This is a genomic window from Ruegeria sp. BE9 (assembly GCF_056538765.1).
The window spans coordinates 123,837-149,933 of record NZ_JBQFTS010000004.1; the positions used below are offsets into that span (position 1 = coordinate 123,837).

27 protein-coding genes are annotated in these 26,097 nt (G+C 56.7%); 21 read left to right on the top strand and 6 right to left on the bottom strand.

The features are described 5' to 3' along the window. The first annotated feature begins 47 nt into the window (after positions 1–47). Positions 48–503, top strand: coding sequence for a methylated-DNA--[protein]-cysteine S-methyltransferase (locus ACR0EO_RS13315; RefSeq protein WP_480690658.1), 456 nt, complete (start codon positions 48–50; stop codon positions 501–503). A gap of 76 nt (positions 504–579) precedes the next feature. After that, on the top strand, positions 580–1,047 hold the full coding sequence (locus tag ACR0EO_RS13320; RefSeq protein ID WP_480690660.1) for a hypothetical protein: 468 nt from the start codon (positions 580–582) through the stop codon (positions 1,045–1,047). On the opposite strand, the gene ACR0EO_RS13325 is transcribed toward ACR0EO_RS13320, so the two are convergent. The 4 genes from ACR0EO_RS13325 to fsa form a co-directional block, all read right to left on the bottom strand. Beyond that, entirely contained in the window at positions 1,044–1,745 is a 702-nt protein-coding gene (locus tag ACR0EO_RS13325; RefSeq protein ID WP_480690662.1) for a CDP-alcohol phosphatidyltransferase family protein, read from the bottom strand. The two genes, ACR0EO_RS13320 and ACR0EO_RS13325, sit on opposite strands and share 4 nt — an antisense overlap. Positions 1,746–1,828: 83 nt before the next feature. After that, positions 1,829–2,749: a tyrosine recombinase XerC gene (locus tag ACR0EO_RS13330; protein ID WP_480690664.1), complete on the bottom strand. Its 921-nt coding sequence runs from the start codon at positions 2,747–2,749 to the stop codon at positions 1,829–1,831. Next, positions 2,746–3,453, bottom strand: coding sequence for a DUF484 family protein (locus tag ACR0EO_RS13335; protein WP_480690666.1), 708 nt, complete (start codon positions 3,451–3,453; stop codon positions 2,746–2,748). Before ACR0EO_RS13335 ends, ACR0EO_RS13330 begins: the two co-directional genes overlap by 4 nt. A gap of 195 nt (positions 3,454–3,648) precedes the next feature. Continuing rightward, positions 3,649–4,302: a fructose-6-phosphate aldolase gene (gene fsa / locus ACR0EO_RS13340; protein WP_480690668.1), complete on the bottom strand. Its 654-nt coding sequence runs from the start codon at positions 4,300–4,302 to the stop codon at positions 3,649–3,651. Positions 4,303–4,392: 90 nt separating this feature from the next. Here fsa and ACR0EO_RS13345 point away from each other — a divergent pair, with 90 nt between their 5' ends. The 4 genes from ACR0EO_RS13345 to ACR0EO_RS13360 all read left to right on the top strand — a co-directional run bounded on the left by ACR0EO_RS13345 (position 4,393) and on the right by ACR0EO_RS13360 (position 9,290). Next, complete coding sequence (locus tag ACR0EO_RS13345; RefSeq protein ID WP_480690670.1) at positions 4,393–6,588, top strand: primosomal protein N'; 2,196 nt, start codon at positions 4,393–4,395, stop codon at positions 6,586–6,588. Between the two features lie 80 nt (positions 6,589–6,668). Then, positions 6,669–7,901, top strand: a complete 1,233-nt coding sequence (locus tag ACR0EO_RS13350; RefSeq protein WP_480690672.1) for an MFS transporter — start codon at positions 6,669–6,671, stop codon at positions 7,899–7,901. 66 nt (positions 7,902–7,967) lie between these two features. Then, positions 7,968–8,840, top strand: a complete 873-nt coding sequence (locus tag ACR0EO_RS13355; protein WP_480690674.1) for a 50S ribosomal protein L11 methyltransferase — start codon at positions 7,968–7,970, stop codon at positions 8,838–8,840. Between the two features lie 105 nt (positions 8,841–8,945). After that, positions 8,946–9,290, top strand: a complete 345-nt coding sequence (locus ACR0EO_RS13360; protein WP_480690676.1) for a hypothetical protein — start codon at positions 8,946–8,948, stop codon at positions 9,288–9,290. 105 nt (positions 9,291–9,395) lie between these two features. Here ACR0EO_RS13360 and ACR0EO_RS13365 read toward each other — a convergent pair whose 3' ends face one another. After that, on the bottom strand, positions 9,396–9,608 hold the full coding sequence (locus ACR0EO_RS13365; protein ID WP_480690678.1) for a DUF1127 domain-containing protein: 213 nt from the start codon (positions 9,606–9,608) through the stop codon (positions 9,396–9,398). Positions 9,609–9,941: 333 nt separating this feature from the next. On the opposite strand from ACR0EO_RS13365, the gene ruvC reads away from it, so the two are divergent. From ruvC to ACR0EO_RS13385, 4 genes are all read left to right on the top strand, one after another. After that, positions 9,942–10,439 carry a crossover junction endodeoxyribonuclease RuvC gene (gene ruvC, locus ACR0EO_RS13370; RefSeq protein ID WP_480690680.1) on the top strand — a complete coding sequence of 166 codons (498 nt, stop codon included), beginning with the start codon at positions 9,942–9,944 and terminating at the stop codon, positions 10,437–10,439. Continuing rightward, positions 10,436–11,113 carry a Holliday junction branch migration protein RuvA gene (gene ruvA / locus ACR0EO_RS13375; RefSeq protein WP_480690682.1) on the top strand — a complete coding sequence of 226 codons (678 nt, stop codon included), beginning with the start codon at positions 10,436–10,438 and terminating at the stop codon, positions 11,111–11,113. The genes ruvC and ruvA overlap by 4 nt, the downstream gene beginning before the upstream one ends. A gap of 4 nt (positions 11,114–11,117) precedes the next feature. Then, complete coding sequence (gene ruvB / locus ACR0EO_RS13380) at positions 11,118–12,137, top strand: Holliday junction branch migration DNA helicase RuvB (protein ID WP_480690684.1); 1,020 nt, start codon at positions 11,118–11,120, stop codon at positions 12,135–12,137. Positions 12,138–12,199: 62 nt separating this feature from the next. Beyond that, entirely contained in the window at positions 12,200–12,823 is a 624-nt protein-coding gene (locus tag ACR0EO_RS13385) for a hypothetical protein (RefSeq protein WP_480691023.1), read from the top strand. 2 nt (positions 12,824–12,825) lie between these two features. Here the strand turns inward: ACR0EO_RS13385 and ACR0EO_RS13390 are convergent, their stop codons facing one another. Beyond that, the gene (locus tag ACR0EO_RS13390; RefSeq protein WP_480690686.1) at positions 12,826–14,532 is read right to left on the bottom strand and encodes a SulP family inorganic anion transporter; all 1,707 of its coding nucleotides are present in this window, start codon (positions 14,530–14,532) and stop codon (positions 12,826–12,828) included. 201 nt (positions 14,533–14,733) lie between these two features. Between ACR0EO_RS13390 and ybgC the strand changes: the two genes are divergently transcribed. From ybgC to ACR0EO_RS13445, 11 genes are all read left to right on the top strand, one after another. Next, positions 14,734–15,141 carry a tol-pal system-associated acyl-CoA thioesterase gene (ybgC, locus tag ACR0EO_RS13395; RefSeq protein ID WP_480690688.1) on the top strand — a complete coding sequence of 136 codons (408 nt, stop codon included), beginning with the start codon at positions 14,734–14,736 and terminating at the stop codon, positions 15,139–15,141. Between the two features lie 109 nt (positions 15,142–15,250). After that, complete coding sequence (gene tolQ, locus ACR0EO_RS13400) at positions 15,251–15,946, top strand: protein TolQ (protein ID WP_480690690.1); 696 nt, start codon at positions 15,251–15,253, stop codon at positions 15,944–15,946. Between the two features lies 1 nt (position 15,947). Next, positions 15,948–16,424 carry a protein TolR gene (gene tolR / locus ACR0EO_RS13405; protein WP_480690692.1) on the top strand — a complete coding sequence of 159 codons (477 nt, stop codon included), beginning with the start codon at positions 15,948–15,950 and terminating at the stop codon, positions 16,422–16,424. Between the two features lie 9 nt (positions 16,425–16,433). Further along, complete coding sequence (locus ACR0EO_RS13410) at positions 16,434–17,534, top strand: energy transducer TonB family protein (RefSeq protein ID WP_480690694.1); 1,101 nt, start codon at positions 16,434–16,436, stop codon at positions 17,532–17,534. Continuing rightward, the gene (gene tolB, locus ACR0EO_RS13415; protein WP_480690695.1) at positions 17,531–18,850 is read left to right on the top strand and encodes a Tol-Pal system beta propeller repeat protein TolB; all 1,320 of its coding nucleotides are present in this window, start codon (positions 17,531–17,533) and stop codon (positions 18,848–18,850) included. The genes ACR0EO_RS13410 and tolB overlap by 4 nt, the downstream gene beginning before the upstream one ends. Positions 18,851–18,939: 89 nt before the next feature. Beyond that, entirely contained in the window at positions 18,940–19,449 is a 510-nt protein-coding gene (gene pal, locus ACR0EO_RS13420; RefSeq protein WP_480690697.1) for a peptidoglycan-associated lipoprotein Pal, read from the top strand. Between the two features lie 4 nt (positions 19,450–19,453). Beyond that, positions 19,454–20,278, top strand: a complete 825-nt coding sequence (gene ybgF / locus ACR0EO_RS13425; protein ID WP_480690699.1) for a tol-pal system protein YbgF — start codon at positions 19,454–19,456, stop codon at positions 20,276–20,278. Next, complete coding sequence (gene tilS, locus ACR0EO_RS13430) at positions 20,275–21,528, top strand: tRNA lysidine(34) synthetase TilS (RefSeq protein ID WP_480690701.1); 1,254 nt, start codon at positions 20,275–20,277, stop codon at positions 21,526–21,528. Before ybgF ends, tilS begins: the two co-directional genes overlap by 4 nt. A 75-nt stretch (positions 21,529–21,603) precedes the next feature. After that, complete coding sequence (gene ftsH / locus ACR0EO_RS13435) at positions 21,604–23,520, top strand: ATP-dependent zinc metalloprotease FtsH (protein ID WP_480690703.1); 1,917 nt, start codon at positions 21,604–21,606, stop codon at positions 23,518–23,520. A gap of 101 nt (positions 23,521–23,621) precedes the next feature. After that, positions 23,622–24,197, top strand: coding sequence for an MOSC domain-containing protein (locus tag ACR0EO_RS13440; protein ID WP_480690705.1), 576 nt, complete (start codon positions 23,622–23,624; stop codon positions 24,195–24,197). A 165-nt stretch (positions 24,198–24,362) separates the two neighbouring features. After that, positions 24,363–26,039, top strand: coding sequence for a formate--tetrahydrofolate ligase (locus ACR0EO_RS13445; protein WP_480690707.1), 1,677 nt, complete (start codon positions 24,363–24,365; stop codon positions 26,037–26,039). Positions 26,040–26,097: the final 58 nt, after the last annotated feature.

Here is a 26,097-nt window from a genome sequence, read left to right on the forward strand (position 1 = left end):
TTCTTTCCCGGCTTGCGCCAGCGTCAGTGATCTGAAACGTTGTATTCATGCCGATGATCTCCGTTGAAACTCAGTTTGGCCGCCTTGGAATTGAAGAGACCAATGGCGCCATTACGCGTCTTGTTTGGGGTGGTCAGGATGACAAGCCTGACACGCCTTTGTTGCAAGAAGCTGCCGCGCAGATGAGGGCTTACGACCAAGCGCAACTAGAACGTTTTGATCTGCCTTACGTCGTCGCTGGATCAGAATTTCAAAGGCAAGTCTGCGATCTGATGTTCGCGATTCCACTAGGGGAAACTCGCACCTATGGCGATATCGCCAAAGAGCTGGGGCAGCCACCTCAGCCCGTAGGGCAGGCATGTGGTGCCAACCCAATACCGGTTATTATACCTTGCCACAGGGTGTTGGCTGCAAACGGACTGGGCGGGTTCTCTGGGGATGGTGGAATCGAGGCAAAAGTCGCGTTGCTGCGTCACGAACGTGCGGCTGGCTTGCTGATTTGAAAAGCTGAATTCTGTTGCAATTCCGCTGGTTGAGGCCCAACTTGTATCAGATAGAGAATTCAAAGGACCGCATTGCATGACCGCCCAAACAGATCTGGCCGCCCGCAAGAAAGCCATCATTGATCGCCTTATGTCTCTGGAAGAACAGGAACTGGCGACTGCACAGGCGCATTACGACGCTTTTCTTAAGGATTCTCAGTTGGATGATCGTGAGGGGCATGACAAAGACGACATTGCCGCATCGCGCGAAAACGCAGATTTGGCTGCTGCATTCGACGCTCCTGTGCACGCTCATCACGCCAAGATTGACGTGATTGAAAATACAGATTTCAGCGTTACCGACACGGTTCAACCTGGCGCGGTTGTCAAATTCAATAACCGTCGCTTTGTGGTTTGTGTGTCGACCACACGGTTCGAGGTCGATGGCAGCACCTATATGGGAATATCAACCCAAAGCCCGATTTTTCTGGCGATGGTTGGCCTGCAAGAGGGTGATGTGTTCACCCATAACGGCGCAGAATTCGAGGTTCAGGAAGTCCTTTAAGCTTGGGCTTTGCGCTGCGGAACAATCTGCTGCGCAATACCTGCTGACACCAAGTACAAGCTTGTAATCACGAGACCCCAATGCGCCCAGCTTTCGGGGTGAAAGTCGACCCATGCCGCCCAACCTGCAAAGAAGGTCCAAGCCAAAGCAATAGGCAAGGTCAGGTTGCGCCAGCGCTCGGTTCGGACGGGGTGGACGAATTTGAGTGGCAGGAACATTGCAAGGGACAGAAGTGTTACCAGCAGCAGGATAATCCAAAAGTTGGGTTCCAGCGCAAAGATCACAATAACGAACATGTTCCAGCACCCGGGGAAGCCGGAAAAGGAGTTGTCCTTGGTTTTCATGCGTGTATCAGCGAAATACATCGCGCTGGCAAAGGTTATGACGATGATGGCGAACCAACCGGTCCAGCCGTCCATCAAACCGGATTTGAACAATGCAAAGGCCGGGATGAACACGTAGGTCAGGTAGTCGATGATCAGATCCAAGAGCACGCCGTCAAACTCGGGTGCGTTCTTTTTCACGTGATAGTGCCGGGCCAAGGGGCCATCGATACCATCCACGATGAAGGACACCACGAGCCACAGATACATCAGGCTCCATTTTTCTTCGACCGCGGCCAGCATAGCCAGCATGGCGAAAACGGCTCCGGTTGCGGTGAACAGATGGACGAAAAGTGCTTTGAATCTGAGGGTCATGCAGGTGTCATGAACGATGCGTTCGGCAGATGCAAACCAAAAGCTGGGCTAAGTTGAATGACTGACGTCAAGATGCGCTGACATCACGCTTTGGGATGCGCGCGGTTATAGACTTCCATCAACCGGGCCGTGTCTACGGCGGTGTAGGTCTGAGTGGTTGAAAGTGAGGCGTGCCCCAGTAATTTCTGGATTGCGCGAAGATCGCCCCCGGCAGAAAGCAGGTGAGTTGCAAAGCTGTGCCGCATCGCATGCGGAGTTGCAGTAGCAGGCAGCCCAAGCTGCATTCTGGCTTTGGCCATGACGCCCTGTATTGCACGCGGATTGAGTGCGCCGCCACGAACGCCCCGGAACAGGGGTTTGTCGCGTGAAAGTGGGTGTGGGCAAAGCCTCAGATAGTGGTCCACGGCCGAGCGCGCGGCAGGTAGAACAGGAACGATACGCTCTTTGTCGCCTTTTCCGATGATGCGCAGTGTTTCTGGCAGCGGAGCGTCGGCGCCGGTCAGGGACAGCGCCTCAGAGATGCGGAGCCCACAACCGTAGAGCAAGGTTACCACGGCTACGTCACGGGCCGAGACCCAGTCATTTGCCGATTGTAACTCGACCGTTTCGATCATCGCGCGGGCTGCGTCTTCGGCGAGTGGTCGTGGCAATTTCTTGGTGAATTTAGGCGCGCGGGTCGACAGCACAGCGGTAGGCTCAAAGCCTTCGCGTTCTGAAAGCCACCGGTAGAAGCTTTTTACCGCGGAAAGTTTGCGCGCCAGAGATCGAGCGCCCACCCCCGACGTCCGCTGATCTGCCATCCACGCCCGCATGTCTGACACGGTGATCCTTGCCAAGGCGGCCAGCCCTTGGCGTTCGCTATGGTGCAGCGTCATGAACGACAGAAAATCTGTGACGTCACCGCGATAGGCGGTTTTAGTGCTCTCGGACCGACCCGCTAGTGCCCCCAGACCGTCCAGCCAATGCTGCAAAGCATCGCGACAGGCTGGGGAGATCAGGCTCACGACAGCCAGTGGCGCATCGAGCGTTCGAACACGCCAGCAAAAAAAGTCAGCAGATCGGTGCCAAGTTGAGGGGTAAAGTGGTTTGCATCTTCGGACGCCATCACGATCATTCCTGGCAACCGGCCTTCACCCAGACTCAGCCGCAGACAGGCCTCAGAGCGAAGTTCGCCGGCAACCGCGCCAAACGCACCGGGCACTGGATGCTGAATCGGGCGAAGAACAACCTCTCGCGCTGGGCCTCCACGATCCAGGCTGAGGTAAACGTCGATTGTTCCGGGCTCAACAACAGTGAGCACGCCGCCCAGCTTTTCTATAGCCGGGTCTTCTTGTGTGACGGTGGTTTCCAGAACCAGAGTTATGTGATCCACACGCAGGATTTCGGCCACTTCACCGCCCAGTATGCGCAGGAAGTCCTCGAATTCCATAGGCTCCAGCAGGCGCAGAATAGCCCGATGAATCTGGTTTGTGCCCGCGAGGTTTTCATAGGCGGCGGCAATGACCGAGCGGTGTGTATCCTCAAGACGGTCTAACCGCGCCTCAAGTCGCTGCATTGCAATTCCACGAAGGTCGATGACATTGTCGCCACGCGCCTGTTCGTTTGCGGCCACCAGTGCCTGCATCAAATCTTTGTCGTCCAATACCGCATCTGGTTCGGCCAGAATCGCGGCGCGGAGATTATCCTTGAGTTTGGTGTTGCTGCTCATGTCCCGTCCGGTCTTTTTTTGTTGAGCGGCTTATAACACGGGATGCGGCATTTGCCTTGGGAAAAATGCAGGCAAAAGTGGATTAGTATTGGGATGTGTCGCAATAGCTCCCGCCTGCAACGTCCTGATCAAAGATCAGGTTTTGCAGTTGGGCCGGGCGCGGCACCTGCGGGTGCCGCGCGGTCGCGCAAATGATCAGAGGATTTTCTGACCGGTCTTGGCCCAATCGGCTAGGAAGGTTTCAAGGCCCTTGTCGGTCAGCGGGTGATCGGCCAGTTTCTTGATCACGGCGGGCGGGGCGGTGATCACATCGGCACCGATACGTGCGCTGTCGGTCACGTGGTTCACCGTGCGGATCGACGCGGCCAGAATTTCGGTCTCGAACCCGTAGTTGTCGTAGATCTGACGGATGTCAGCGATCAAGTCCATTCCGTCGAGGTTGATATCGTCTAGGCGACCAATGAAGGGTGAGATGAAAGTTGCGCCCGCTTTGGCGGCCAAAAGCGCCTGATTGGCCGAGAAGCACAGGGTCACGTTGACCATCTGACCTTCGTCGCTGAGTGCTTTACAGGTTTTCAGGCCGGCCCACGTCAGCGGTACTTTGACAGCAATGTTGGGCGCAATCTTTGCCAGCTTGCGGCCTTCGGCGATCATGTCGTCGGCTTCGGTTGCGACAACTTCGGCGGATACAGGGCCGTCAACCAGATCACAGATCTCTTTGGTCACTTCCAGAATGTCGCGACCCGATTTAAGGATCAGCGAGGGGTTGGTGGTTACGCCGTCCACCATGCCCAGATCGTTCAGTTCGGCGATGGCGTCGATCTCGGCGGTGTCTACGAAGAATTTCATGAGGGCAGTCCTTTGATGGGTTGGCCTTGGTCGCGGATGCCTTTACCTCAAAGAGACCCATGCTGAAACCCCCCGGCCCAAGGATATGCATTGAGCAAGCAGGAGTATTTCGACCAAGGTGAGCTTGTGGCGGTGTTAACCACGCAGCCGCTAGACCGGACGCTGGACTATAAGGCGCCCGAGGGAGGGTGCTTTTTGGGTGCGTTTGTCGAGGTGCCTTTGGGGCCGCGCAAGGTTTTGGGCGTGGTTTGGGGGCCGGGGCAGGGCGGCTTTGACATCAGTAAGGCTCGATCGGTGATCCGTGTGCTCGAGGTCGCGCCGATGCGCGAGGAAATGCGGGTGTTTCTTGGTCGTGTCGCGGATTACACGCTGACGCCGATGCCTGCGATGTTGCGGTTGGCAACGCGCGCGCCGGGGCTTGGTGATCCGCCATCAATGCGCAAGATCTATAGGCTAGGAAGTGGTGAGCCGGATCGGATGACCGATGCGCGGACCCGAGTGATGGAGGTTTTGCGAGACTACGGCGGGCTGGCCTTTACGCTAAAAGAACTGGCTGAGCAGGCGGGGGTGACCTCCTCCGTCGTTAAAGGGCTGGTCAAACAGGGCGCTGTGCGGGAAGAGGATAGCCCTCGCGATCTGCCCTATCCGCATTTAAACCCGGACCTGCCGGGAAAAGAACTGACCGAGGATCAGGCGGCTGCCGTTGCAAAACTGCAGGCAGGGCAACGAACCGGCGACTATGGCACCACGCTGCTAAAGGGCGTGACCGGATCGGGTAAGACCGAGGTTTATCTGGAAGCAGTAGCAGAGGCTCTGCGTATGGGGCGGCAGGCGCTGGTTCTTTTGCCCGAAATTGCGCTGACCGCTGAATTCCTGACAAGGGTTGAGGCGCGGTTCGGCGCACGTCCGGCCGAATGGCACTCTGGCGCGACAATGACCGAACGCCGTCGCGTTTGGCGAATGGTGGGGCAGGGCGACGCGCAACTTGTCGTGGGTGCCCGGTCCGCTTTGTTCCTGCCGTTCCGAGATCTTGGTTTGGTAGTGGTCGATGAAGAGCACGACACCTCATACAAACAAGAAGACGGTGTGCATTACAGTGCTCGCGACATGGCGGTCTTGCGCTCGGCCATATGTGGTGCGCGGGTGATTCTGGCCAGTGCGACGCCCTCATTGGAAAGCTGGGCCAACGCTGAGGCAGGGAAATACGAGCGGCTTGATCTGACCTCCAGATTTGGAGCGGCCGTTCTTCCCGAGATGAAGCCGATCGACATGCGGGCCGAACAAATGCAACCGGGAACGTGGATTTCTCCTTCGCTTCGGCAGTCTGTAAGGCAGCGGATCGAGAAGGGAGAGCAGTCTCTTTTGTTCATCAACCGCCGTGGTTATGCGCCAGTCACTTTGTGCCGGGCGTGCGGACAACAGATCGCCTGCGACCACTGTGATGCCCGGATGGTTGAGCACCGGTTCCTCAAGCGGCTGATGTGCCACCAATGCGGTGAGACCAAGCCCATGCCCGAGGCGTGCCCCTCTTGCGGAGTCGAAGGCAAGCTGGCCCCTGTCGGACCAGGGATTGAGCGGCTGGCAGAAGAAGCTGAGGCGACCTTTCCCGAGGCCAATATTGCGATGCTCAGTTCTGATCTGTTCGGATCGGCGCGTGCCCTGAAGGCCAAGATTGAAGAGATCGCCGAAGGAGATGCCGATATTGTCATTGGCACGCAGCTTGTCGCCAAAGGGCATAATTTCCCAAAACTCACTCTGGTTGGCGTGATTGACGCTGACCTCAGTTTGCATGGTGCGGATTTGCGCGCCGCGGAGCGCACGTTTCAACTGATGCGACAGGTTGCAGGGCGGGCGGGGCGCGCTGACAAACCGGGCCAAGCGCTGTTGCAAACCTTTCAACCGGAACACCCGGTGATCCGAGCCATTCTCTCAGGCGATGAGGAAGGATTCTGGAAGGCCGAGGCCGCCGGCCGGCAAGCGGCAGGTGTGCCACCATACGGGCGCATGGCGGGGATCGTTCTGTCGGGCGCAGAGGTCGGCCCGGTGTTTGACATCGGCAACGCAATGGCCCGCAACGATGCACCGCTGCGCGAGATAGGCGCTCAGGTCTTTGGCCCCGCGCCTGCGCCGATTGCGAGGATACGTGGACGACATCGCGTGCGGCTTCTTGTCAAAGCCCCAAAAGGTGCGCCTATTCAGGACGCCATTGCCCGCTGGATCGCGCCCTTGCGCCTGAAAGGTGACATTCGTCTGACTGTCGATATTGATCCTCAGAACTTCTATTAACCTCTGCACGGGCGCAGAGCTGCTGTGCGCGAGCTTCTCACCTCTCGCCAAATCGAGAAAATGGGCGTAGAGGGAGTCCCATGCTGAAACCTATGCCGCTTTCTGAGGCTCAGAGCCTTCCGTTCTGGCGCCGACCTGTAACGCTCTTGTTTGTGATGGCGCTGACCATGCCCATCGCCTTTAACGCATGGAGCGCTCTGCTGAACAACTTCGTTATCGAGGTGGCAAACTTTGACGGGGCTGATATCGGGCTGCTGCATACGGTCCGTGAAATTCCCGGATTTCTTGCTGTTGGCGTGATCGCAGTAATCATTTTCGTGCGCGAGCAGGTTCTGGCCATGATCTCACTTATGATGCTGGGCGTTGCGACGGCGGTGACTGCGTGGTTCCCCAGCCTTGGCGGTTTGCTGTTTGTAACCTTGTTCAGCTCAATCGGGTTTCACTATTACGAAACGGTAAACCAGTCGCTTCAGTTGCAATGGTTGCCCAAAGACCGAGCGCCCCAGGTTCTGGGTTGGCTTGTGGCGATGGGATCGGCGGCAACAGCGGTGGTCTATGGTCTGATCGTGTTGACATGGGACCGGTTCGATCTGTCTTACAACTTCGTTTTCATGGCCGCCGGGGGGGTTACGGCGTTGCTGGCTCTGTTCTGCCTTTTTGCATACCCGCAATTCGATGCGCCGACTCCACAGACCAAAAAGCTGATCCTGCGCAAACGATACTGGTTGTACTATGCGCTGCAATTCATGGCTGGCGCCCGTCGCCAAATATTCGTGGTCTTTGCAGGGTTCATGATGGTTGAGAAGTTTGGGTTTGAGGTGCACGAACTCACCAGCCTCTATCTGATCAACTTGGTGATAAACATGGCGGCAGCTCCCATGCTGGGCAAAGCAGTGTCCAAGTTTGGAGAGCGTCGCACGTTAATCTTCGAATATGCGGGCCTAGCGATCGTTTTTGCAGCTTATGGCGGCATCTATTGGTTCGGCTGGGGCGTTGTTCTGGCGGCAACCTTGTATGTGATCGACCATGTGCTGTTTGCTTTGGCTCTGGCACTGAAAACCTATTTCCAAAAAATCGCCGATCCGGCGGACATCGCGCCGACCGCCGCCGTGGCCTTTACGATCAACCATATCGCGGCCGTCTTTCTGCCGGCGCTGTTGGGTTTGCTATGGGTGGTTTCGCCCGGCGCTGTATTCGCACTTGCGGCGGCGATGGCTATGATATCTTTGGCTCTGTCTCTGTTGATCCCACGCCACCCTGAGCCTGGAAACGAGACCATTCTGTCAAAATACGCCCCGGCACCTGCGGAATAGGTGTCAAAGCTTGACCTTGCCGACCTGTGGCCCTAGGCGCTGTTTCAACTGAGACAGGAGGCCACCATGCCCACATTCACCGCGCTTACTACTTTGAACGGCAAGAAAGCCGCTGAAAGTCTGGGCGAAGCGATGGAGCGTCTGGATCCGGAACCCACCGGCGTTGGCGTTTTCGAGGTCGAGGATGGTTCGGGCCTGTGGGAAGTGGGTGGCTATTTCACCGAAGAGCCGGACGAAACTGCTTTGACGGTTCTGGCGGTCGCGTTCGAAGCCAAGCCATTCGTTGTCTCCGAGCTGCCCGAAACGGATTGGGTCGCCCATGTACGTCGGGAATTGGCACCGGTCGAAGCTGGTCGGTTCTTTGTCTACGGCAGCCACGACGCTGACAAACTGCCCGAAGGCCGCATTCCGCTGCTGATCGAAGCCGCAATGGCCTTTGGGACCGGCCATCATGGTACGACCTTGGGTTGCCTCAAAGCGTTGGATCATCTTCTGGAACAAGAATTTTCAGCTACCAAAGTGGCAGATATCGGTTGTGGTACGGCCGTTCTTGCCATGGCTGCGGCGCGTGTTTGGGACGGCGACATTATCGCCAGCGACATTGATCAGGTCGCAGTGGACGTAGCCGAGGCCAATCTAAAGGCAAACGGCATGTCCGGTCAGGTGCACTGCGTCGAAGCGGCTGGTTTCGATCATCCGGATCTTCACCAACACGCACCCTACGATCTGATTTTTGCTAATATTCTCAAGGGCCCACTGGTCGCTTTGTCGCCGGAAATCAGCGCGAATCTGAGAAATGGCGGTTTTGCGATTCTGTCCGGAATCCTTAACGAGCAGGCCGATGACGTAGTGTCGGTTTATTTACAAAACGGGTTCAATCTGGCGAAAAAAGACGAGATTGGCGAGTGGACGACGTTAATCTTAAGCAAACAGGGCTAAAATCAGGCCATTTGCAGGAGATTCGTGGATTTTCGCCTCTTTTTTGTCGCATTCTGATTTTACCGTCTTAACCCTGATACGGGGGGCGGTTTACTGGAGGCTGCCATGACAGGAAAACAGTTAGAATTCGATCAGCGCGTTAATCGCCTGACAAAAAAACACGCAAAGATGAGCCGTGGCTATCGCGCGACAATGCGCAAAGACGGCCTCGTGGTCATGAAACCACAGCGCGTCAAATCCGCGGTGCCTGCAAAGGTTCTGTTGATGTGCCTGTGCGGCTTGTTCGTATTCAAAACCTTTTTACTGACAAGCCTTGGCTCTTCGGCCTATCAGTTCCGTGTCGATAGCCTTGCGCAAGGGACCGCCGTTGAACAGGCGGGTGCTTGGGTGATGCAGATTGACCCGGTCTCGGAGTTTCTAGCGACACAGCTCGGTCGCTTCATTTCTTAAAACTCATCAGTTTTAACGAAAAACGCCGCCCATCCTTCGATGTGCGGCGTTCTCGTTTGCCCCAAGGGGAGAAGTAGGGGCTCTTGAGTGGTGGTGTAATAAGTCTTACCGACGACCTTCTGCCACGAGGTCAATATCACCGCGACACATTCCGATATCGCTCAATTCGCGATCTGTCAGACCGTTCAGCACGTTGCGTGTTACGCGGGCGTCGTTCCATTCAACAACGGTGTTCACGACCGATGCGAAAGTTGCGCCGATACGGCCGACGAGGCCGAATGAGCCAGTGGTGGCGCGGGTGGTATCCAGTACAGCCATATCCTGTTTCCTTCTGGTTTGAGTTAAGGTTCAAATCCTGCGATCTGAGCGGCATCTAGTGCCGTAGATTTGACTCTGCAAGTGCAGAAATTGCATGTGTCCTATGCGTTTTTTGCATTGCTCTGGGAACCTTAAAAATCCTTAATTTATAGGTTATTAAGGGCCCATAAACATGTCGAAATCAGGCCATCTGCTGTCGCAAACTGGCCGGTCTGTCGGCGGCAGAACAGGTCTGTCGTTTTTAGGCCTTGGGTCAATTCTCTTGGAAAATGTTCACGCTTCGTGCTAATTCGGAAGAAAGATCACAAAAACCCGAGCAGGCCGAGGCACAACATGCGGATTTTAGGCATTGATCCGGGGCTTAGAACCCTGGGATGGGGCGTCATCGAATCATATGGCAGCCGCCTGAGCCACGTTGCGAACGGCCTCTGCAAGTCTGACGGCGATGATTTAGGCGAACGATTGTTGTCTTTGCACAATCAGATCGTCGAGGTCATTGCCGAACATCAGCCCGATCAGGCAGCAATTGAGCAAACTTTCGTAAACAAAGATGGTGCGGGCACCCTGAAACTAGGCCAGGCGCGGGGTGTTGCCCTTCTTACGCTGGCGCAAGCGGGGTTGCCAGTTGGGGAGTATGCGCCCAACCGCGTCAAGAAAACTGTCGTCGGTGTTGGGCATGCTGAGAAAGAGCAGGTTCTTCACATGGTCAAACTGCAATTGCCCGGCTGCCAGCCCAAAGGGGCTGATGCGGCGGATGCACTGGCAATTGCGATCTGCCACTCCTATTACGGCACAGCGCCTCAGGCGCGAATGAAAGAGGTTCGGGCATGATCGGAAAACTGACAGGACGGCTGGACTATCGCGCAACGGACCACGTGTTGATCGACGTTCGCGGGGTTGGGTACATCGTGTACTGCTCGGACCGGACGATGGCGGCACTACCGGGGGTAGGCGAGGCTGTCTCGATCTACACCGACATGGTTGTGCGCGAAGATCTTATGCAGCTTTATGGCTTTCTTTCTTTGGTCGAGAAGGAATGGCATCGCCTGTTGTGTTCGGTTCAGGGGGTCGGCGCCAAGGTTTCACTGGCTATCTTGTCAGCTCTGGGGCCGGACGGGGTTAGCCGCGCGATCGCATTGGGCGACTGGGGCGCGGTAAAAGCTGCCAAGGGGGTTGGCCCAAAAACGGCGCAGCGGATCGTGCTGGACCTCAAGGACAAAGCTCCGGGTGTCATGGCGATGGGAGGTACCATAACCGAAGCGATGGACGGCCCCGAGTTAGAGGTCGTTGAACTGTCAGAACCAAAACCTGCACCCAAGCGCACGACGAAAGCTGCTTCTGGTTCGGCGGCGGCGTCAGCTGGTGCATTGTCGGCACTTTCCAATCTGGGGTATGGCCCATCCGAAGCCGCGTCTGCGGTGGCCGAAGCAGCAGCTGGAGATCCCGATGCGGGTGAGGCTGAGCTTATTCGCGCCGCATTGAAACTACTTGCACCGAAAGGGTGATTGAATGGTAGACGCCGATCCCACCCTGCGCCCGGAGCCTATGCCCGAGGATAATGACCGCGCGCTGCGCCCGCAGGGGCTGGACGAATTCATTGGGCAGGCCGAGGCGCGTGCCAACCTGCGTGTGTTCATTCAATCCGCCCGGCAGCGGGGCGAGGCTATGGATCACACGCTGTTTCACGGCCCTCCGGGTCTGGGTAAAACCACATTGGCGCAGATTATGGCCCGCGAATTGGGTGTGAATTTCCGCATGACCTCTGGTCCTGTGCTTGCCAAAGCCGGCGATTTGGCGGCGATCCTGACCAACCTGGAATCTCGGGATGTCTTGTTCATTGATGAAATTCACCGCCTCAACCCAGCGGTTGAAGAGGTGCTTTACCCGGCGATGGAAGACTTCGAACTGGACCTTGTGATCGGCGAAGGCCCCGCCGCGCGTACGGTTCGGATTGAATTGCAGCCGTTTACACTGGTGGGGGCTACAACGCGTATGGGTTTGTTGACCACTCCGCTGCGCGATCGGTTTGGTATTCCAACGCGGCTGCAGTTCTACACGGTTGATGAGTTGCACGAGATTGTAACCCGGAATGCGCGTAAAATGGGGGCGCCCGCCGATGATGAGGGCGCGCGCGAGATTGCGCGTCGTTCACGCGGTACACCCCGGATCGCCGGGCGTTTGCTGCGGCGGGTGGTGGATTTTGCCATCGTCGAAGGAGACGGGCGGATCACGCGTGGGTTGGCGGACGGTGCACTGACAAGGCTGGGGGTGGATAACCTGGGCCTAGACGGTGCGGACAGACGGTACCTGAAGCTTATTGCCGAGAATTACGCTGGCGGGCCGGTTGGGATTGAGACTCTATCGGCCGCGCTTTCAGAAAGCCGGGATTCGCTTGAAGAGGTGATCGAGCCATATTTGTTGCAACAAGGCCTGATCCAAAGAACTCCCCGAGGGCGGATGCTGGCGCAAAAGGCATGGACGCACCTGGGGATGGCTGCACCAAAGGGGCAGAGCGATCTGTTTGGTTGAAGCCGCGCGTCATAGATTTTAGGCGTTCAACCTGAGTGTTGTCGAAAAATGAAGGGCTGACCGTGACACCGGATGAGATCGAAGCGCTGTTCACGCGCGAAAGCGGTGAGTTTCTTTTTGCTCGTTGGGGGCGGCCTATTGTGCCGATCATCTTCGGTGTCGAGGATGAAACCCTTGCGACCGTTAAGGGCGCATTTGAGGCTGTGGTTGCATTGGCTGGCCACAAGATGGCTGAAACGGACCCAGAGCTGGGTGCGAACTGCATGGTGTTCTTCTTCCGTGATTGGCAAGAACTGTTAGAGGTGCCAGATCTGGATCGCTTGATCCCGGATCTTGCTCCGTTGGTGGACCGTTTGCTCGAGGCGGACGCGAACCAATACCGCATTTTTCGGTTTGAAGAGGATGGGGCCATTCGGGCGGCGTTTGTTTTCCTTCGAATGGACAAAGAGCTGTCAAAGGTACCTGCAGAAACTCTGGCGCTTAGTCAGGTGGCACAAACCATTCTTTTGTGGTCCGACACGGCGTTTCGTGCGCAATCACCATTGGCCGTTGCGGGAGGCTCGACAATCCTGCGACCTGATATTGCCGGGTTGATCCGCGCGGCCTATGACCCTGTTCTACCGGGGGCTGCGCAAGATGCCTCTCACGCATTGCGCTTGTTCGCGCGGCTGCAGGCTTTGCAGTAAGATTAGCTACTGTTTTGATCGCGGTTCTCAAATGCCGCGATCAGATCACTACCTGCGTCAAAAAACGCATCTTTCCCAACAAGCGCACTAAGGCCGTAGCGATCCAGCTCGGCCCGGACGTCCGGTTCTACAAGCAGGAAGACCAGCTTGATCTTCTTCGCCTTCAAGGTTTCGTGCACGTTGCGCAGCGTAAATCCGGCAGTGAAATCTATGTCGTCAACAGCCGACGCTTCGATACAAAACCAGTCTATTTGCGCATCTGTGTCTTTGACGATGGCCGCGATTTCGGCAGAAAGCCGTTGGGTGTTTGCGTAGTACAAGCTGTGGGAGAAGCGATATATAACCAGCCCAGGTTCGAACTGGTTTGGAGCGGCGATGCCTTTAGAGTGCCACCCGCCGTCAGAGTTTTTCACGATAACAGCGTTTTTCGGACGATACCCTCGCCGTGTGTGGTCGATCAGGGACAAAACCATCGCAAAAATGATCCCCTGTTCGACTCCGACGACCACCACTACGGCTGCTGTGGCAAGCGCGATCCAAAACTCTGATCGGGCCTGACGGTATATGGCGGTCAGACCTTTCACGTCGATCAGATTCATTCCGATCAGGAACACAACTGCCGACAGGGCAGCGTTTGGAAGGAAGGCCAATGGACCGGTTAGAAAGAGGATGACCACAAGCACAATTGCAACAGTGGTTAGCTGCGCAATCTGGCTGCGACCACCAGCACTGGCCACCATCTCGGTTTTGGTTGGGCTGCCATTGACCACAAAGGTGCCCGTGAATGCCGCGCCCAAGTTGGCCAATCCCAGCCCAACCAAATCGGTGTTTTCATTGAACGTCTCTTCGTACCGAGCGGCATAGGCGCGCGACGTCGCCGCGCTCTGAGCAAGAATGACGACAAGGATCGACAAGGCGGTAGGCAGTAATTGTTTGATTAGCGACCAGCTCCAGTCGACATTAGGAATGGATAAGGCCGGAAGGCCGCCCGTCACCGGGCCAAGCACAGCGATATTCGAAGCCTGAAAATGAAATGCCCAGCTGCAGAAGATGACCCCGAGAATGGCTATAAGCGGACCGGGAATTTTGGGTGAGAGGTATTTAAAACCAATGACAACAACCAGAACAGCAATGGACACGGCGAACGTGGCCCAGTTGGCCTGATCGAAATGAAGCGCAATGCCCTCCAGCTTGGCAATCGTGCCGTGGCCAGCAGCCTCAATTCCGAGCATCCCAGGGATCTCTCCGGTGGCAACCTGGATGCCCACCCCGGTCAGGAACCCCACAAGTACCGTTCTGGATAAAAAGTCGGCCAGAAACCCAAGGCGGATCAAGCGCGCACCAATTAGTAACACTGCGGCCATCAATGCCAGCAATGAGGCCAGTGCCAGGTATTCAGATGAACCCGATACCGCCATACCGGCCAGTGCTGACGCCGTTATTGCAGCCGTAGCTGAATCCGCCCCGACGACAAGGTGCCTTGATGACCCGAATAGAGCGAACAGGGCCATTGGAATGAGGATTGTATACAGCCCCGTAACCACCGGCGTGCCTGCGATCTTGGTGTAGCCCATGACCTCGGGTATCGCGAGGCACGCGAATGTCAGCCCGGCCAGTATTTCCGTTGGTATAGTGGATCTGTTGATTGGCAGTATGCCCTGTAACACGGGCAGAGGAACTCTGCCCTGTTCTTTGTGGGGTCTGGCCATTCGATCACCTTGACTATTCTTGTCATTATTTATGCAGACTAGTCGGCTAATGTTCGAATATCGATACCGGGTTCCGTGTGATCCGCGTTTTATAGTCGTGCAGGGATTGCAGAATGGGCAACGCGCATGCATCTGTTTAGGGAACGGCTTACGCCTTGCCCTAAGAGTTTTAGCAAAGATTGAAGGACCGGATTCGTCACAATGTCTGATCAAACGGCCGAACAACAAACGCACCTGTATCCGATCCGGGTTTACTACGAAGACACCGATATGGGCGGAGTGGTCTATCACGCGAACTATCTGAAATACATCGAACGTGCCCGCTCTGATTACGTGCGCAAGCTGGGTAACGATCAAAATGCGATGCGAGAAGAAGGTGTCGTGTGGGTTATCCGCCGGATTGAGGCAGATTATCTGGCAACCGCGAAGTTTGAGGATGAGCTGACTATCGAAACTCGCTTTCTTTCCCGTTCGGGTGTCCGCCTTACGATGGGGCAGTTGATCAAACGGGGCGACACCGAGATTTTCCGCGCTACGGTCACGGCAGTCTGCATGAATGCACAGGGCAAACCTGTACGGCTTCCGGCAGAGATTCGCGCATTACTGTAACAAATTGCGGCGCTGGGGTGGTTCTGTTGGCATTTCAGGACCATCTGGTTTAGCGTTTGGCAAAACAAGGCCAAACGAACGGCCATCAGGCAAAACAAAGAGCAGGTTCATGGAAGCTGAAACGCTGGCGCTGGCGCAGGAGATCGATTTCTCCATGTGGGGGCTATATGCCCGCGCGACCTTTATCGTCAAACTGGTGATGCTGATGCTGGTCGGGGCATCCATCTGGTCCTGGGCGATTATTATTCAGAAACTTATCAATTATCGGGCCGCACGCCGTGAGGCGCAGGTATTCGATGAGAGCTTTTGGTCCGGTAACCCTCTGGATGAGCTTTTCGAACAGATCGGGACACAGCCGAATGGCAGTTCGGAAAAGATTTTCGCGTCGGGCATGATTGAATGGCGCCGTTCTCATCGCACGGATGGTGGGTTAATCGCCGGAGCGACGGCACGAATTGATCGGTCGATGGATGTTGCCATCGCAAAAGAGGCCGAAACGCTACAAAAGGGCCTGCCCATTTTGGCGACTGTTGGCTCAACAGCCCCGTTCATTGGCCTGTTCGGCACTGTCTGGGGCATCATGAATGCCTTTATCGAGATCGCCGAGCAGCAGAACACTAATCTGGCTGTAGTCGCCCCCGGTATCGCCGAGGCCTTGCTCGCCACGGGTCTGGGCCTGCTTGCCGCGATCCCGGCGGTGATATTCTACAACAAGCTAAGTGCGGATAGTGACCGCATCGTTGGCGGCTATGAGGCCTTTGCTGACGAGTTCGCAACGATCCTGTCACGGCAGTTGGACAGCTAATATGGGCGCTGCGGTTCAGCAATCGTCAAACGGAAACGGGCGCAGGCGCGGACGGCGTCGCGGTCGTGCGCAGCCCATGGCTGAGATCAACGTCACACCATTTGTGGACGTCATGCTGGTGCTGCTGATTATCTTCATGGTGGCGGCGCCTTTGCTGACTGTCGGTGTGCCGGTCGATCTGCCGAAAACAGCGGCCAGCGCTTTGCCCGGCGATAATGAAGAACCTTTGACCGTCACGCTGACGGCTGACGGGCGAGTGCAAATCCAAACCACGGATGTTCAACGCGAAGAGCTGGTTGCCAAGTTGCGCGCCATCGCGTCGGAGCGCAGCAGCGATCGCGTGTTCCTGAGGGCGGACGGCGCGATCCCATACGCGCAAGTGATGCAGATCATGGGCGCGTTGAATGCGGGTGGATTTTCCAATGTGGGCCTTGTGACCGATACGGGCGGCCCAACTTTGGATGAAAGTGGAGAGTGAGGCCGCGCGGTGGATACCGGCACCAAGATCTCGGCTATTGCCCACGTCACGTTGATCGGATGGGCTTTTTTCGGCGGTACCTTCCGGTCGGAACCCTTGCCTATGGCAGTGCAAGAGGTGTCGGTGGTTTCGACCGAACAGTTCGCGGCCATGACCGCGCAGCGTGACGCACCCGAGGTGCCGACACCAGCCGCGCTACAACAACCAGATGCCCCAGAAGAAGAGGTCGCCCCACCCGAAACGGTCGAGGAGGAACTGACCCCTCCCGAAGTTGTGACGCCGACAGAGCCGGAACCTGACCCAGTGCCTGAACCGGTCGAAGCACCGCCTGAACCCGAAGTGGTCGAAGAGCCTCCGACATTGGAGCAACCCGAGCCTGTGACGGAAGTACTGCCCGTACCTCCGGGTCCTGAGGCGCAGCCGCGACCTGCCGACAAGGTCGCGCCTGAACCCATCGCGCCACCGCCTCCCGAGGCGCAACCAGACGAAATAGAAACGCCGGCTGTCTCGCTGGATGAAGGTGCCGAAGACCAGCAAGAGCAGCAGGACCAAACGGCGCCCGAAGAGGCGACTGATGAGATTGTGACCGAGGCAGAAGAGACCAAAGAGAATGCGCCGCGCACATCGCCGCGACCAAGGGTAAGGCCGAACCGGCCGGCACCTCCGGCCGAAACTGAAGTGGCAGAAGAGCAGGATCCAACGCCACCAGAACCTGAGCCGAGCGACCAAAATGCGATCAACGACGCTTTGACAGAAGCGTTAAGTCAGAACAGTGAACCTTCTGGCCCGCCACTGACCAGCGGTGAGAAAGACGCGATGCGCCTGGCGGTTTCAAAGTGCTGGAATGTTGGGTCTTTGTCCACGGACGCGCTTCAAACCGTTGTGGTTGTTGGCTTTTCACTGTCGCCGGATGGTAAGGTCATCGGAGGAAGTCTGCGTATGATCGACAGCTCAGGCGGTTCTGCTGGTGCTGCAAAACAAGCTTTCGATGCTGCCAGACGGGCAATTTTGCGCTGTGGGGCAAAAGGATATGATCTGCCTGCTGACAAATACGCTCAGTGGCAGGATATTGAGATTACATTCAATCCCGAGAGGATGCGGATCAAATGATGAGATTTCTGACCAGCCTGTTACTTGGCCTGACTGTCTTAGCAGCGCCGGTATACGCCCAAAATGGACCGCTGCGTCTGGAGTTGGATCAGGGGGTCATCGAACCCTTGCCCTTTGCTGTGCCGAACTTTGTGCCTGATGATGCGGCGGCGACGCAATATGCCAACGACATCTCTCGGGTCGTGGCTGCAGACCTCATCGGCACAGGGCTGTTTCGTGAAATCTCACCCGAAGCTTTCATTAGCCGGGTCAGCAGTTTTGAGGCTCCGGTCCAATTCGCCGATTGGAAAGCCATCAATGCAGAGGCGTTGGTCACCGGTGCGGTGAACGTATCAGGCAATCGTCTGACAGTACGGTTCAGAGTGTGGGACGTATTCTCGGGTCAGGAACTTGGCAATGGCCTGCAGTTCGCAGGCACCACTGATGGATGGCGGCGCATGGCGCATAAGGTGGCTGATCAGGTTTACAGCCGGATTACCGGTGAGGGCGCCTATTTCGACAGCCGTGTTGCGTTTGTGTCCGAAAGCGGCCCCAAGGACCAGCGGCAAAAACGCCTTGCGATCATGGATTATGACGGCGCGAATGTGCAGTACCTGACAGATAGCTCCGCCATCGTATTGGCTCCGCGGTTTTCACCAACCGGCGACCGGTTGCTCTATACCAGCTATGAAACCGGACAACCCCGAATTTATGTACTGGATGTTGATCGCGTCAAACGGACTGAGTTGAACACGCAAGGCGGTACGATGAGCTTTTCTCCGCGGTTCTCTCCTGACGGGCGTTCGATCGTGTATTCGCTGATTCAGGGGGGCAACACCGATTTGTGGAAGATGGATATTGCCTCAGGGCAAAGCGTGCGCTTAACGAACACTCCGGCGATTGAAACGGCGCCCAGTTACTCGCCAGACGGTTCGCAGATTGTGTTCGAAAGTGACCGGTCCGGAACGCCACAATTGTATATCATGCCGGCAAACGGAGGGGAGCCGACCCGGATCAGCTTTGGCCAGGGGCGTTACGGCACGCCAGTTTGGTCGCCGCGCGGTGATCTGATTGCTTTCACAAAGCAAAATAAGGGACGGTTCCACATAGGCGTCATGCGCACGGATGGCAGCGAAGAACGGCTTTTGACCTCATCTTTCCTGGACGAAGGGCCAACATGGTCGCCGAACGGGCGTGTGATCATGTTCACGCGCGAAACGCAGGGCGCCAGCGGTCGGGCGACGCTGTATTCGGTAGATATCTCAGGCCGGAACCTGCGCCCGGTCCGCACACCGGATGGTGGCAGTGATCCGTCATGGGGCCCATTGCAGAATTGATCGGGGCAGGCATTTGGAAAAGTTCACAAAATTCCTGCACTGTGCTACAGAGACGGCAATAAACCGATAAAACCAACGAGGCACTTGAAATGAACGTATTGGGCAAAATTCTGGCCTTAGGCACGCTGAGTGTGATGGCCGCATGTACCAGCAATGACCCGTCGGACCTGGGTGGAGGTTTTGGCGGCGGGGCAAATGGTGCAATTGCACCCGGATCGCCAAGCGACCCACGCTCGCCAGCCTATTTCCAGCAAACTGTAGGAGATCGCGTGCTGTTTTCGGTAGACCAGTCTACGATAAACCCTCAGGCTCAGACAATTCTGGAAGCGCAAGCGAACTGGTTGCTCGCTAATCCGGACTATGTGGCCACAATCGAAGGTCACGCGGACGAACAAGGTACACGTGAGTACAACCTTGCATTGGGTGCCCGTCGTGCGAATGCGGCGAAAGAATACCTGATCTCGCGTGGGGTTGCAGGCAACCGACTGACGACTGTTAGTTATGGTAAAGAGCGCCCGATCGAGATTTGCAGCACCGAGGATTGCTATTCCAAAAACCGCCGCGCAGTGACGGTGCTGACCGGTTCAACTTTGGGGTAAAACGATGAAATTTGCAGGATGGGTTCTGGCAGCGGTTGTTGTGACCGCCGGAATGGCACAAGCACAGGATCAGCAAACACTGGCGGATATCCGTCAAGAACTGACGGTGCTGCACGTCGAGATACAACGTCTGAAGCGTGAGTTTTCGACCACCGGTTCTCCGGCCCCGAACCTATCCGGCAATTCTGTTCTTGAGCGTGTGGATGCGATCGAAGCTGAATTGCAGCGTCTGACTCGGCAAACAGAACAGTTGAACCAGCGTGTCCAGAATATCGTCACTGATGGAACCAACCGGATTGGGGACCTAGAGTTCAGGCTGGTCGAGCTTGAAGGTGGCGATCTGAGCACTCTGGGTGAAACCTCGACACTGGGTGGAGAGACAGAGATCACTGCCGCTGTGCCCATCGCACCAGCAACGCCTTCGGGTACTGATCAAGGCGAGTTGGCCATTGGCGAACAGGCCGATTTCGACGCCGCGGCGCAGGCTTTGGCCGATGGCAACTTTCAGGCCGCAGCGGACCAGTTCGCGCAATTCGACACTTCGTATCCGGGCAGCCCTCTTGCGCCTGAGGCCAATCTGAAACGCGGGAAAGCTCTGGAAGGGCTGGGCGACACACGAGAGGCAGCGCGGGCATTCCTTGCCAGCTTCACTGGTGACTCCGAAGGTGCATTTGCTCCTGAAGCGCTGTTCGAACTTGGGGCAGCCTTGGGGCGCTTGGGGCAGACCGATCAGGCCTGCATCACGTTGTCTGAGGTCGGTGTGCGTTTTCCTGGCTCGGCTTCGGTAACGGACGCCACGCAAGCAATGGCGTCACTAGGCTGTTCTTGACGGGCAAGGTAGACATTCTGAAATCGGAACTGCGCGCGCGGCTGCCTGAAAAACTGCCGCTACGTTTGGGTGTGGCTGTTTCAGGCGGCAGCGATTCGGTTGCTCTGATGCATTTGCTGCACGACCTGGCGCAGGCGGAAAAAATCGAGTTGCATGTTGCGACCGTGAACCACTGTTTGCGTCCCGAAGCCAGTGACGAGGCCATTCAAGCGGCCAGTCAGGCTGCGGGGCTGGGCCTATCCCACGAAACACTGGTTTGGCGAGGTTGGGACGGTCAGGGCAACCTTCAGGATCAGGCGAGGCAGGCGCGTTACGCGCTGCTGACAGAGTGGGCGCGACGAAAAGGTATCCCTGCCATCGCTTTGGGCCATACGGCAGATGATCAGGCCGAAACCGTTTTGATGCGGTTGGGCCGGGCCGCAGGGGTTACAGGGTTGTCGGGCATGCCCGCAGCGCGCGACTTCAATGGTGTGACGCTTCTCCGGCCGATTCTGGGGATCACGCGTCAGGAATTGCGCGACTACCTCTCTGAAACCGGGGTTAACTGGATCGACGACCCATCGAATCACGACACGCGGTTTGATCGGATCAAGGCGCGCGAAGCTCTTTCCGGGTTGGATTCGCTGGGTATTACTCCGCAATCTTTGAGCCGCGTTGCTGAAAACCTTGCACAGGCGGGTGAGGCGCTGGGGCGTTATACGCAGGAATCTGCCCTAAAAACCGCCGTGATCGATGGCGGCGACGTTTGTGTGGACCGTTTTGCCTTTTCTGCTCTGCCGAAGGAAATCCATAGGCGCTTGCTTATTGGCATCATCGGATGGATTGCCGGGCCGGGATACCCGCCGCGCGGCTCGGCCGTAGATCAGGCCATCGCGGCCGTCAGTAACGCCCAGGCGCTCGCACTGGCTGGCTGCTTACTGGTGCCAAAGGGCGATAAAACGTGGGTTTGCAGAGAGCTAAAGGCAGTGGAGAGCAAAACCGCCATACCGCAAGACCTGTGGGATAACCGCTGGGTTTTGTCAGGTCCGACAACCGCTGGATTGCAAGTTCACGCACTGGGTGAGGCGGGTCTTAGGCAGGTTTCGGAATGGCGCGCGCTGGGAAAACCACGCCAAGTACTGCTGTCTCAACCTGCGGTCTGGGACGGTGATATGCTGGTTTCCGCGCCTTTAGCCGGGTTTTCCAACGGTTGGAGCGCCAAATTGGCGCCAGAATGGCCTGAGTTTTACTCTTCGCTTTTATCGCATTGAACCTGATTGAATCATCTCTATTTTATAGGGCAACCCGGCAGACCCCACCTGCCGAAATCTTTTGGGAGATTTTCCTTGGGCAACGCTCGTAACATCGCCTTCTGGGTCGTTCTGTTTCTGCTGATCCTTGCACTGTTCAATTTGTTCAGCGGACCAGGCGGATCGCTCCAGAACAATGAAAGAACTTATTCCGACTTTGTCAGCTCTGTGCAGGGTGGCGAAGTCAAGAACGTGACGCTGGACGGCGAGCAGATTCGCTACACCACTCAAAGCGGTGCGAATTACGTCACCATCAAGCCCGGCGATGCCGAGGTTACCAAGCTGTTGATTGATGAGAACATCCCCGTTCAGGCGGTGAAACAGCAGCAATCTGGCTTCCAGTCGTTCATTCTAACGCTGTTGCCTTTCCTTCTGTTGATCGGTGTCTGGATCTATTTCATGAACCGCATGCAGGGTGGCGGCAAAGGTGGCGCAATGGGCTTTGGTAAGTCCAAGGCCAAAATGCTGACCGAAAAACATGGCCGCGTGACCTTTGACGACGTCGCAGGCATCGACGAAGCAAAAGAAGAGCTGGAAGAGATCGTAGAATTCCTGCGCAACCCGCAGAAGTTCAGCCGGTTGGGCGGTAAGATCCCGAAAGGCGCGCTGCTTGTTGGCCCTCCGGGTACTGGTAAGACACTGCTCGCTCGTGCGATTGCGGGTGAGGCGGGTGTGCCGTTCTTCACCATCTCGGGTTCGGACTTTGTTGAAATGTTCGTCGGTGTTGGTGCATCCCGTGTGCGCGACATGTTCGAACAGGCCAAAAAGAATGCGCCCTGTATCGTCTTCATCGACGAAATCGACGCCGTGGGTCGCCATCGTGGCGCCGGTTACGGCGGTGGTAACGACGAACGCGAACAGACCCTCAACCAGTTGCTGGTCGAGATGGACGGTTTCGAGGCTAACGAAGGCGTAATCATTCTGGCCGCAACCAACCGTAAAGACGTGTTGGACCCCGCGCTGCTGCGCCCGGGTCGTTTTGACCGGAACGTTACTGTCGGCAACCCTGACATCAAAGGCCGTGAGAAAATTCTGGGTGTTCACGCTCGCAAGACGCCTTTGGGCCCCGACGTCGATCTGCGCATTATCGCGCGCGGTACTCCGGGCTTCTCGGGTGCTGATCTGGCGAACCTTGTGAACGAGGCCGCGCTGATGGCCGCACGTGTTGGACGACGCTTTGTCACCATGGAAGACTTTGAGAATGCCAAAGACAAGGTGATGATGGGGGCTGAACGCCGCTCGATGGTTCTGACACAGGACCAGAAAGAAAAGACCGCCTACCACGAGGCTGGGCACGCCGTTGTCGGTCTGGAATTGCCGCTTTGCGATCCGGTCTACAAGGCGACGATCATCCCGCGCGGTGGTGCGCTGGGTATGGTTGTGTCTCTGCCGGAAATGGACCGCCTGAACTATCACCGTGATGAGTGTGAGCAAAAGCTGGCCATGACCATGGCGGGTAAGGCCGCTGAAGTCATCAAATACGGTGAGGACCATGTATCGAACGGACCGGCCGGTGACATCATGCAGGCAAGCCAACTGGCGCGTGCGATGGTCATGCGCTGGGGTATGTCGGACAAGGTCGGCAATATCGACTATGCTGAGGCTCATGAAGGATACCAAGGTAACACTGCTGGCTTCTCGGTTTCCGCTCATACCAAAGAGCTGATCGAGGAAGAGGTGAAGCGCCTGATCCAACAGGGCTATGAGCGTGCGCATCAGATCCTGACCGACAAGAACGAAGAATGGGAACGTCTGGCTCAAGGTCTGCTAGAATATGAGACCCTGACTGGCGACGAGATCAAGCGCGTCATGAATGGGGAATCCCCGAATGAAGGTGACGACGAAGGTGACAAACCCGATGAGGGTAGTGCACCAAGCGTGACAGCCATTCCGAAGACCAAGGTTAAAAAATCTCCGCCAGACGGTGGAATGGAGCCGGAACCTTCGGCCTAAGCAAATCAGACCCAGGCATTGCCCTGGGTCTTTTTTTGCCTTTTCAACCGGTGCCTTCTGCTCTCTAGTGTGCGCTGAAGCTGCCAAGGAGAGGTGCAAAAATGCCGGTAATGCGCGAGACCGAATTCAAAGGCGAAGTGGTCTGGTTGGGGCATGTACCAGCAGGAGATTCGATCCGGGCTAATGCAGTAGGCAGCCTCGATCTTGGGTTTGCCGGTGACCTCGGGGCGCGGCACGAAGGGGTGAACCGCCCCTCGTGTGTACGTATGAAGAACCTTTATCCGCAAGGAACCGAAATTCGCAATGTTCGGCAATTGTCGGTGTTGTCCGAAGAAGAAATGCTCGTTACCGCGAAAGAGATGGGGCTCGAGGAACTGGATCCCTGTTTTCTGGGTGTCAGCATCGTGCTGCGCGGCATACCCGATTTCACTCATATCCCGCCGTCGTCGCGGCTACAGGCGGCAGATGGTGTGACCATCACGGTTGATATGGAAAACCGTCCCTGCGTCATTCCGGGGCGTGAAATCGAAGCGGACCTGCCGGGTCACGGCGCTGCATTCAAGCCGGCCGCGCAAGGGCGACGTGGTGTTACAGCATGGGTGGAAAGGCCGGGCGAGTTAAAGCTTGGTGACAAAATGAGTCTGTTTGTTCCAGACCAGAGGGCTTGGGCACCATAAGGGTCAGTCGTTTCCGATTTGAAACCAGGGAAATGACGCTACGCCGTTTCGCGGCACAATTATGTCGGAATCCATAGCCACCAGTTCGGTACACAACGGTATGGGTTGCCCAGCGCCGACGTTTCACGTCGGTTTTGCACGGCATTCAATCAGGGACCCTGCCCAATGAGCTACAAATCCGACATCGAAATCGCTCGCGAAGCGAACAAGAAACCGATCCAGGAGATCGGCGCAAAGATCGGCATCGACTCCGCCGACCTGCTGCCCTACGGCCACGACAAAGCCAAAGTCAGCCAAGACTTCATCAACTCGGTACAGGGCCGTGAAGATGGCAAGCTGATCCTGGTGACCGCGATCAACCCGACCCCCGCAGGTGAAGGTAAAACCACCACCACGGTTGGTCTGGGTGACGGTCTGAACCGTATCGGCAAAAACGCGATGATCTGTATTCGCGAGGCCTCGCTTGGCCCGAACTTCGGTATGAAGGGCGGCGCTGCAGGTGGCGGTTACGCTCAGGTTGTTCCGATGGAAGAGATGAACCTGCACTTCACAGGTGACTTCCACGCGATCACTTCTGCTCACTCGCTGCTGTCGGCCATGATCGACAACCACATCTACTGGGGCAACGAAGCCGAAATCGACGTGCGCCGCGTTGCATGGCGTCGTGTGGTCGACATGAACGACCGCGCTCTGCGTCAGATCACTGCGTCGCTGGGTGGCGTGTCGAACGGCTTCCCACGTGAAGCTGGTTTTGACATCACTGTGGCGTCCGAAGTTATGGCGATCCTCTGCCTGGCAAACGACCTGAAAGATCTGGAAAAGCGTCTGGGCGACATCATCGTTGCTTACCGCCGCGACAAAACTCCGGTTTACTGCCGCGACATCAAAGCAGAAGGCGCTATGACCGTTCTGCTGAAAGACGCAATGCAGCCGAACCTGGTTCAGACACTGGAAAACAACCCGGCCTTCGTCCACGGCGGCCCCTTCGCGAACATCGCGCACGGCTGTAACTCGGTCATCGCAACCAAGACAGCTCTGAAAGTTGCTGACTACGTTGTGACCGAAGCTGGCTTCGGTGCCGACCTGGGTGCCGAAAAGTTCATGAACATTAAGTGCCGTAAAGCCGGCATCGCACCTTCGGCAGTTGTTCTGGTTGCCACCGTGCGCGCGATGAAAATGAACGGTGGGGTAGCCAAAGCCGATCTAGGTGCTGAAAACGTTGACGCCGTCGTCAATGGTTGTGCCAACCTGGGCCGTCACATCGAGAACGTGAAGTCCTTTGGTGTTCCGGTTGTTGTCGCCATCAACCACTTTGTCACGGACACCGACGCCGAAGTTGAAGCGGTTAAGAGCTACTGTGCCGATCACGGTGTAGAAGCGGTTCTGTCGCGTCACTGGGAACTGGGTTCGGAAGGCTCTGCACCTCTGGCCGAGAAAGTTGTTGAAATCGTCGAAGGTGGCACCGCGAACTTCGCGCCGATCTACCCCGACGACATGCCACTGTTCGAGAAAATTGAAACCATCGCCAAGCGCATCTACCGCGCTGACGAAGTTCTGGCTGACAACAAGATCCGCAATCAGCTGCGTGAGTGGGAAGAAGCAGGCTACGGCAACCTGCCGGTTTGCATGGCGAAAACTCAGTACTCGTTCTCGACCGACCCGTCGCTGCGCGGCGCGCCCACCGGCCACTCGGTTCCGGTGCGTGAAGTTCGCCTGTCCGCGGGTGCTGGCTTCATCGTAGTTGTCTGCGGTGAGATCATGACCATGCCGGGTCTGCCTCGCAAACCTGCCGCTGAGACAATCCGTCTCAACGAAGAAGGCCAGATTGAGGGCTTGTTCTAAGCCGATTTTTCAACCATCTCGTGGCCCGGGGAGAACACCCCGGGCCATGAGGAGACCA

What these genes read in the sequence shown, in the direction of transcription:
- ACR0EO_RS13445 (WP_480690707.1), top strand. Translation starts at nt 24,363, where the DNA reads ATGAGCTACAAATCCGACATCGAAATCGCTCGCGAAGCGAACAAGAAA.
- ACR0EO_RS13390 (WP_480690686.1), bottom strand. Translation starts at nt 14,532, where the DNA reads ATGGCCAGACCCCACAAAGAACAGGGCAGAGTTCCTCTGCCCGTGTTA.
- ACR0EO_RS13315 (WP_480690658.1), top strand. Translation starts at nt 48, where the DNA reads ATGCCGATGATCTCCGTTGAAACTCAGTTTGGCCGCCTTGGAATTGAA.
- ybgF (WP_480690699.1), top strand. Translation starts at nt 19,454, where the DNA reads ATGAAATTTGCAGGATGGGTTCTGGCAGCGGTTGTTGTGACCGCCGGA.
- ruvB (WP_480690684.1), top strand. Translation starts at nt 11,118, where the DNA reads ATGGTAGACGCCGATCCCACCCTGCGCCCGGAGCCTATGCCCGAGGAT.
- ACR0EO_RS13335 (WP_480690666.1), bottom strand. Translation starts at nt 3,453, where the DNA reads ATGAGCAGCAACACCAAACTCAAGGATAATCTCCGCGCCGCGATTCTG.
- fsa (WP_480690668.1), bottom strand. Translation starts at nt 4,302, where the DNA reads ATGAAATTCTTCGTAGACACCGCCGAGATCGACGCCATCGCCGAACTG.
- ybgC (WP_480690688.1), top strand. Translation starts at nt 14,734, where the DNA reads ATGTCTGATCAAACGGCCGAACAACAAACGCACCTGTATCCGATCCGG.
- ACR0EO_RS13350 (WP_480690672.1), top strand. Translation starts at nt 6,669, where the DNA reads ATGCTGAAACCTATGCCGCTTTCTGAGGCTCAGAGCCTTCCGTTCTGG.
- ACR0EO_RS13440 (WP_480690705.1), top strand. Translation starts at nt 23,622, where the DNA reads ATGCCGGTAATGCGCGAGACCGAATTCAAAGGCGAAGTGGTCTGGTTG.
- tolR (WP_480690692.1), top strand. Translation starts at nt 15,948, where the DNA reads ATGGGCGCTGCGGTTCAGCAATCGTCAAACGGAAACGGGCGCAGGCGC.
- tolB (WP_480690695.1), top strand. Translation starts at nt 17,531, where the DNA reads ATGATGAGATTTCTGACCAGCCTGTTACTTGGCCTGACTGTCTTAGCA.
- ACR0EO_RS13355 (WP_480690674.1), top strand. Translation starts at nt 7,968, where the DNA reads ATGCCCACATTCACCGCGCTTACTACTTTGAACGGCAAGAAAGCCGCT.
- ACR0EO_RS13360 (WP_480690676.1), top strand. Translation starts at nt 8,946, where the DNA reads ATGACAGGAAAACAGTTAGAATTCGATCAGCGCGTTAATCGCCTGACA.
- ruvC (WP_480690680.1), top strand. Translation starts at nt 9,942, where the DNA reads ATGCGGATTTTAGGCATTGATCCGGGGCTTAGAACCCTGGGATGGGGC.
- ACR0EO_RS13325 (WP_480690662.1), bottom strand. Translation starts at nt 1,745, where the DNA reads ATGACCCTCAGATTCAAAGCACTTTTCGTCCATCTGTTCACCGCAACC.
- pal (WP_480690697.1), top strand. Translation starts at nt 18,940, where the DNA reads ATGAACGTATTGGGCAAAATTCTGGCCTTAGGCACGCTGAGTGTGATG.
- ACR0EO_RS13365 (WP_480690678.1), bottom strand. Translation starts at nt 9,608, where the DNA reads ATGGCTGTACTGGATACCACCCGCGCCACCACTGGCTCATTCGGCCTC.
- ruvA (WP_480690682.1), top strand. Translation starts at nt 10,436, where the DNA reads ATGATCGGAAAACTGACAGGACGGCTGGACTATCGCGCAACGGACCAC.
- tolQ (WP_480690690.1), top strand. Translation starts at nt 15,251, where the DNA reads ATGGAAGCTGAAACGCTGGCGCTGGCGCAGGAGATCGATTTCTCCATG.
- ACR0EO_RS13320 (WP_480690660.1), top strand. Translation starts at nt 580, where the DNA reads ATGACCGCCCAAACAGATCTGGCCGCCCGCAAGAAAGCCATCATTGAT.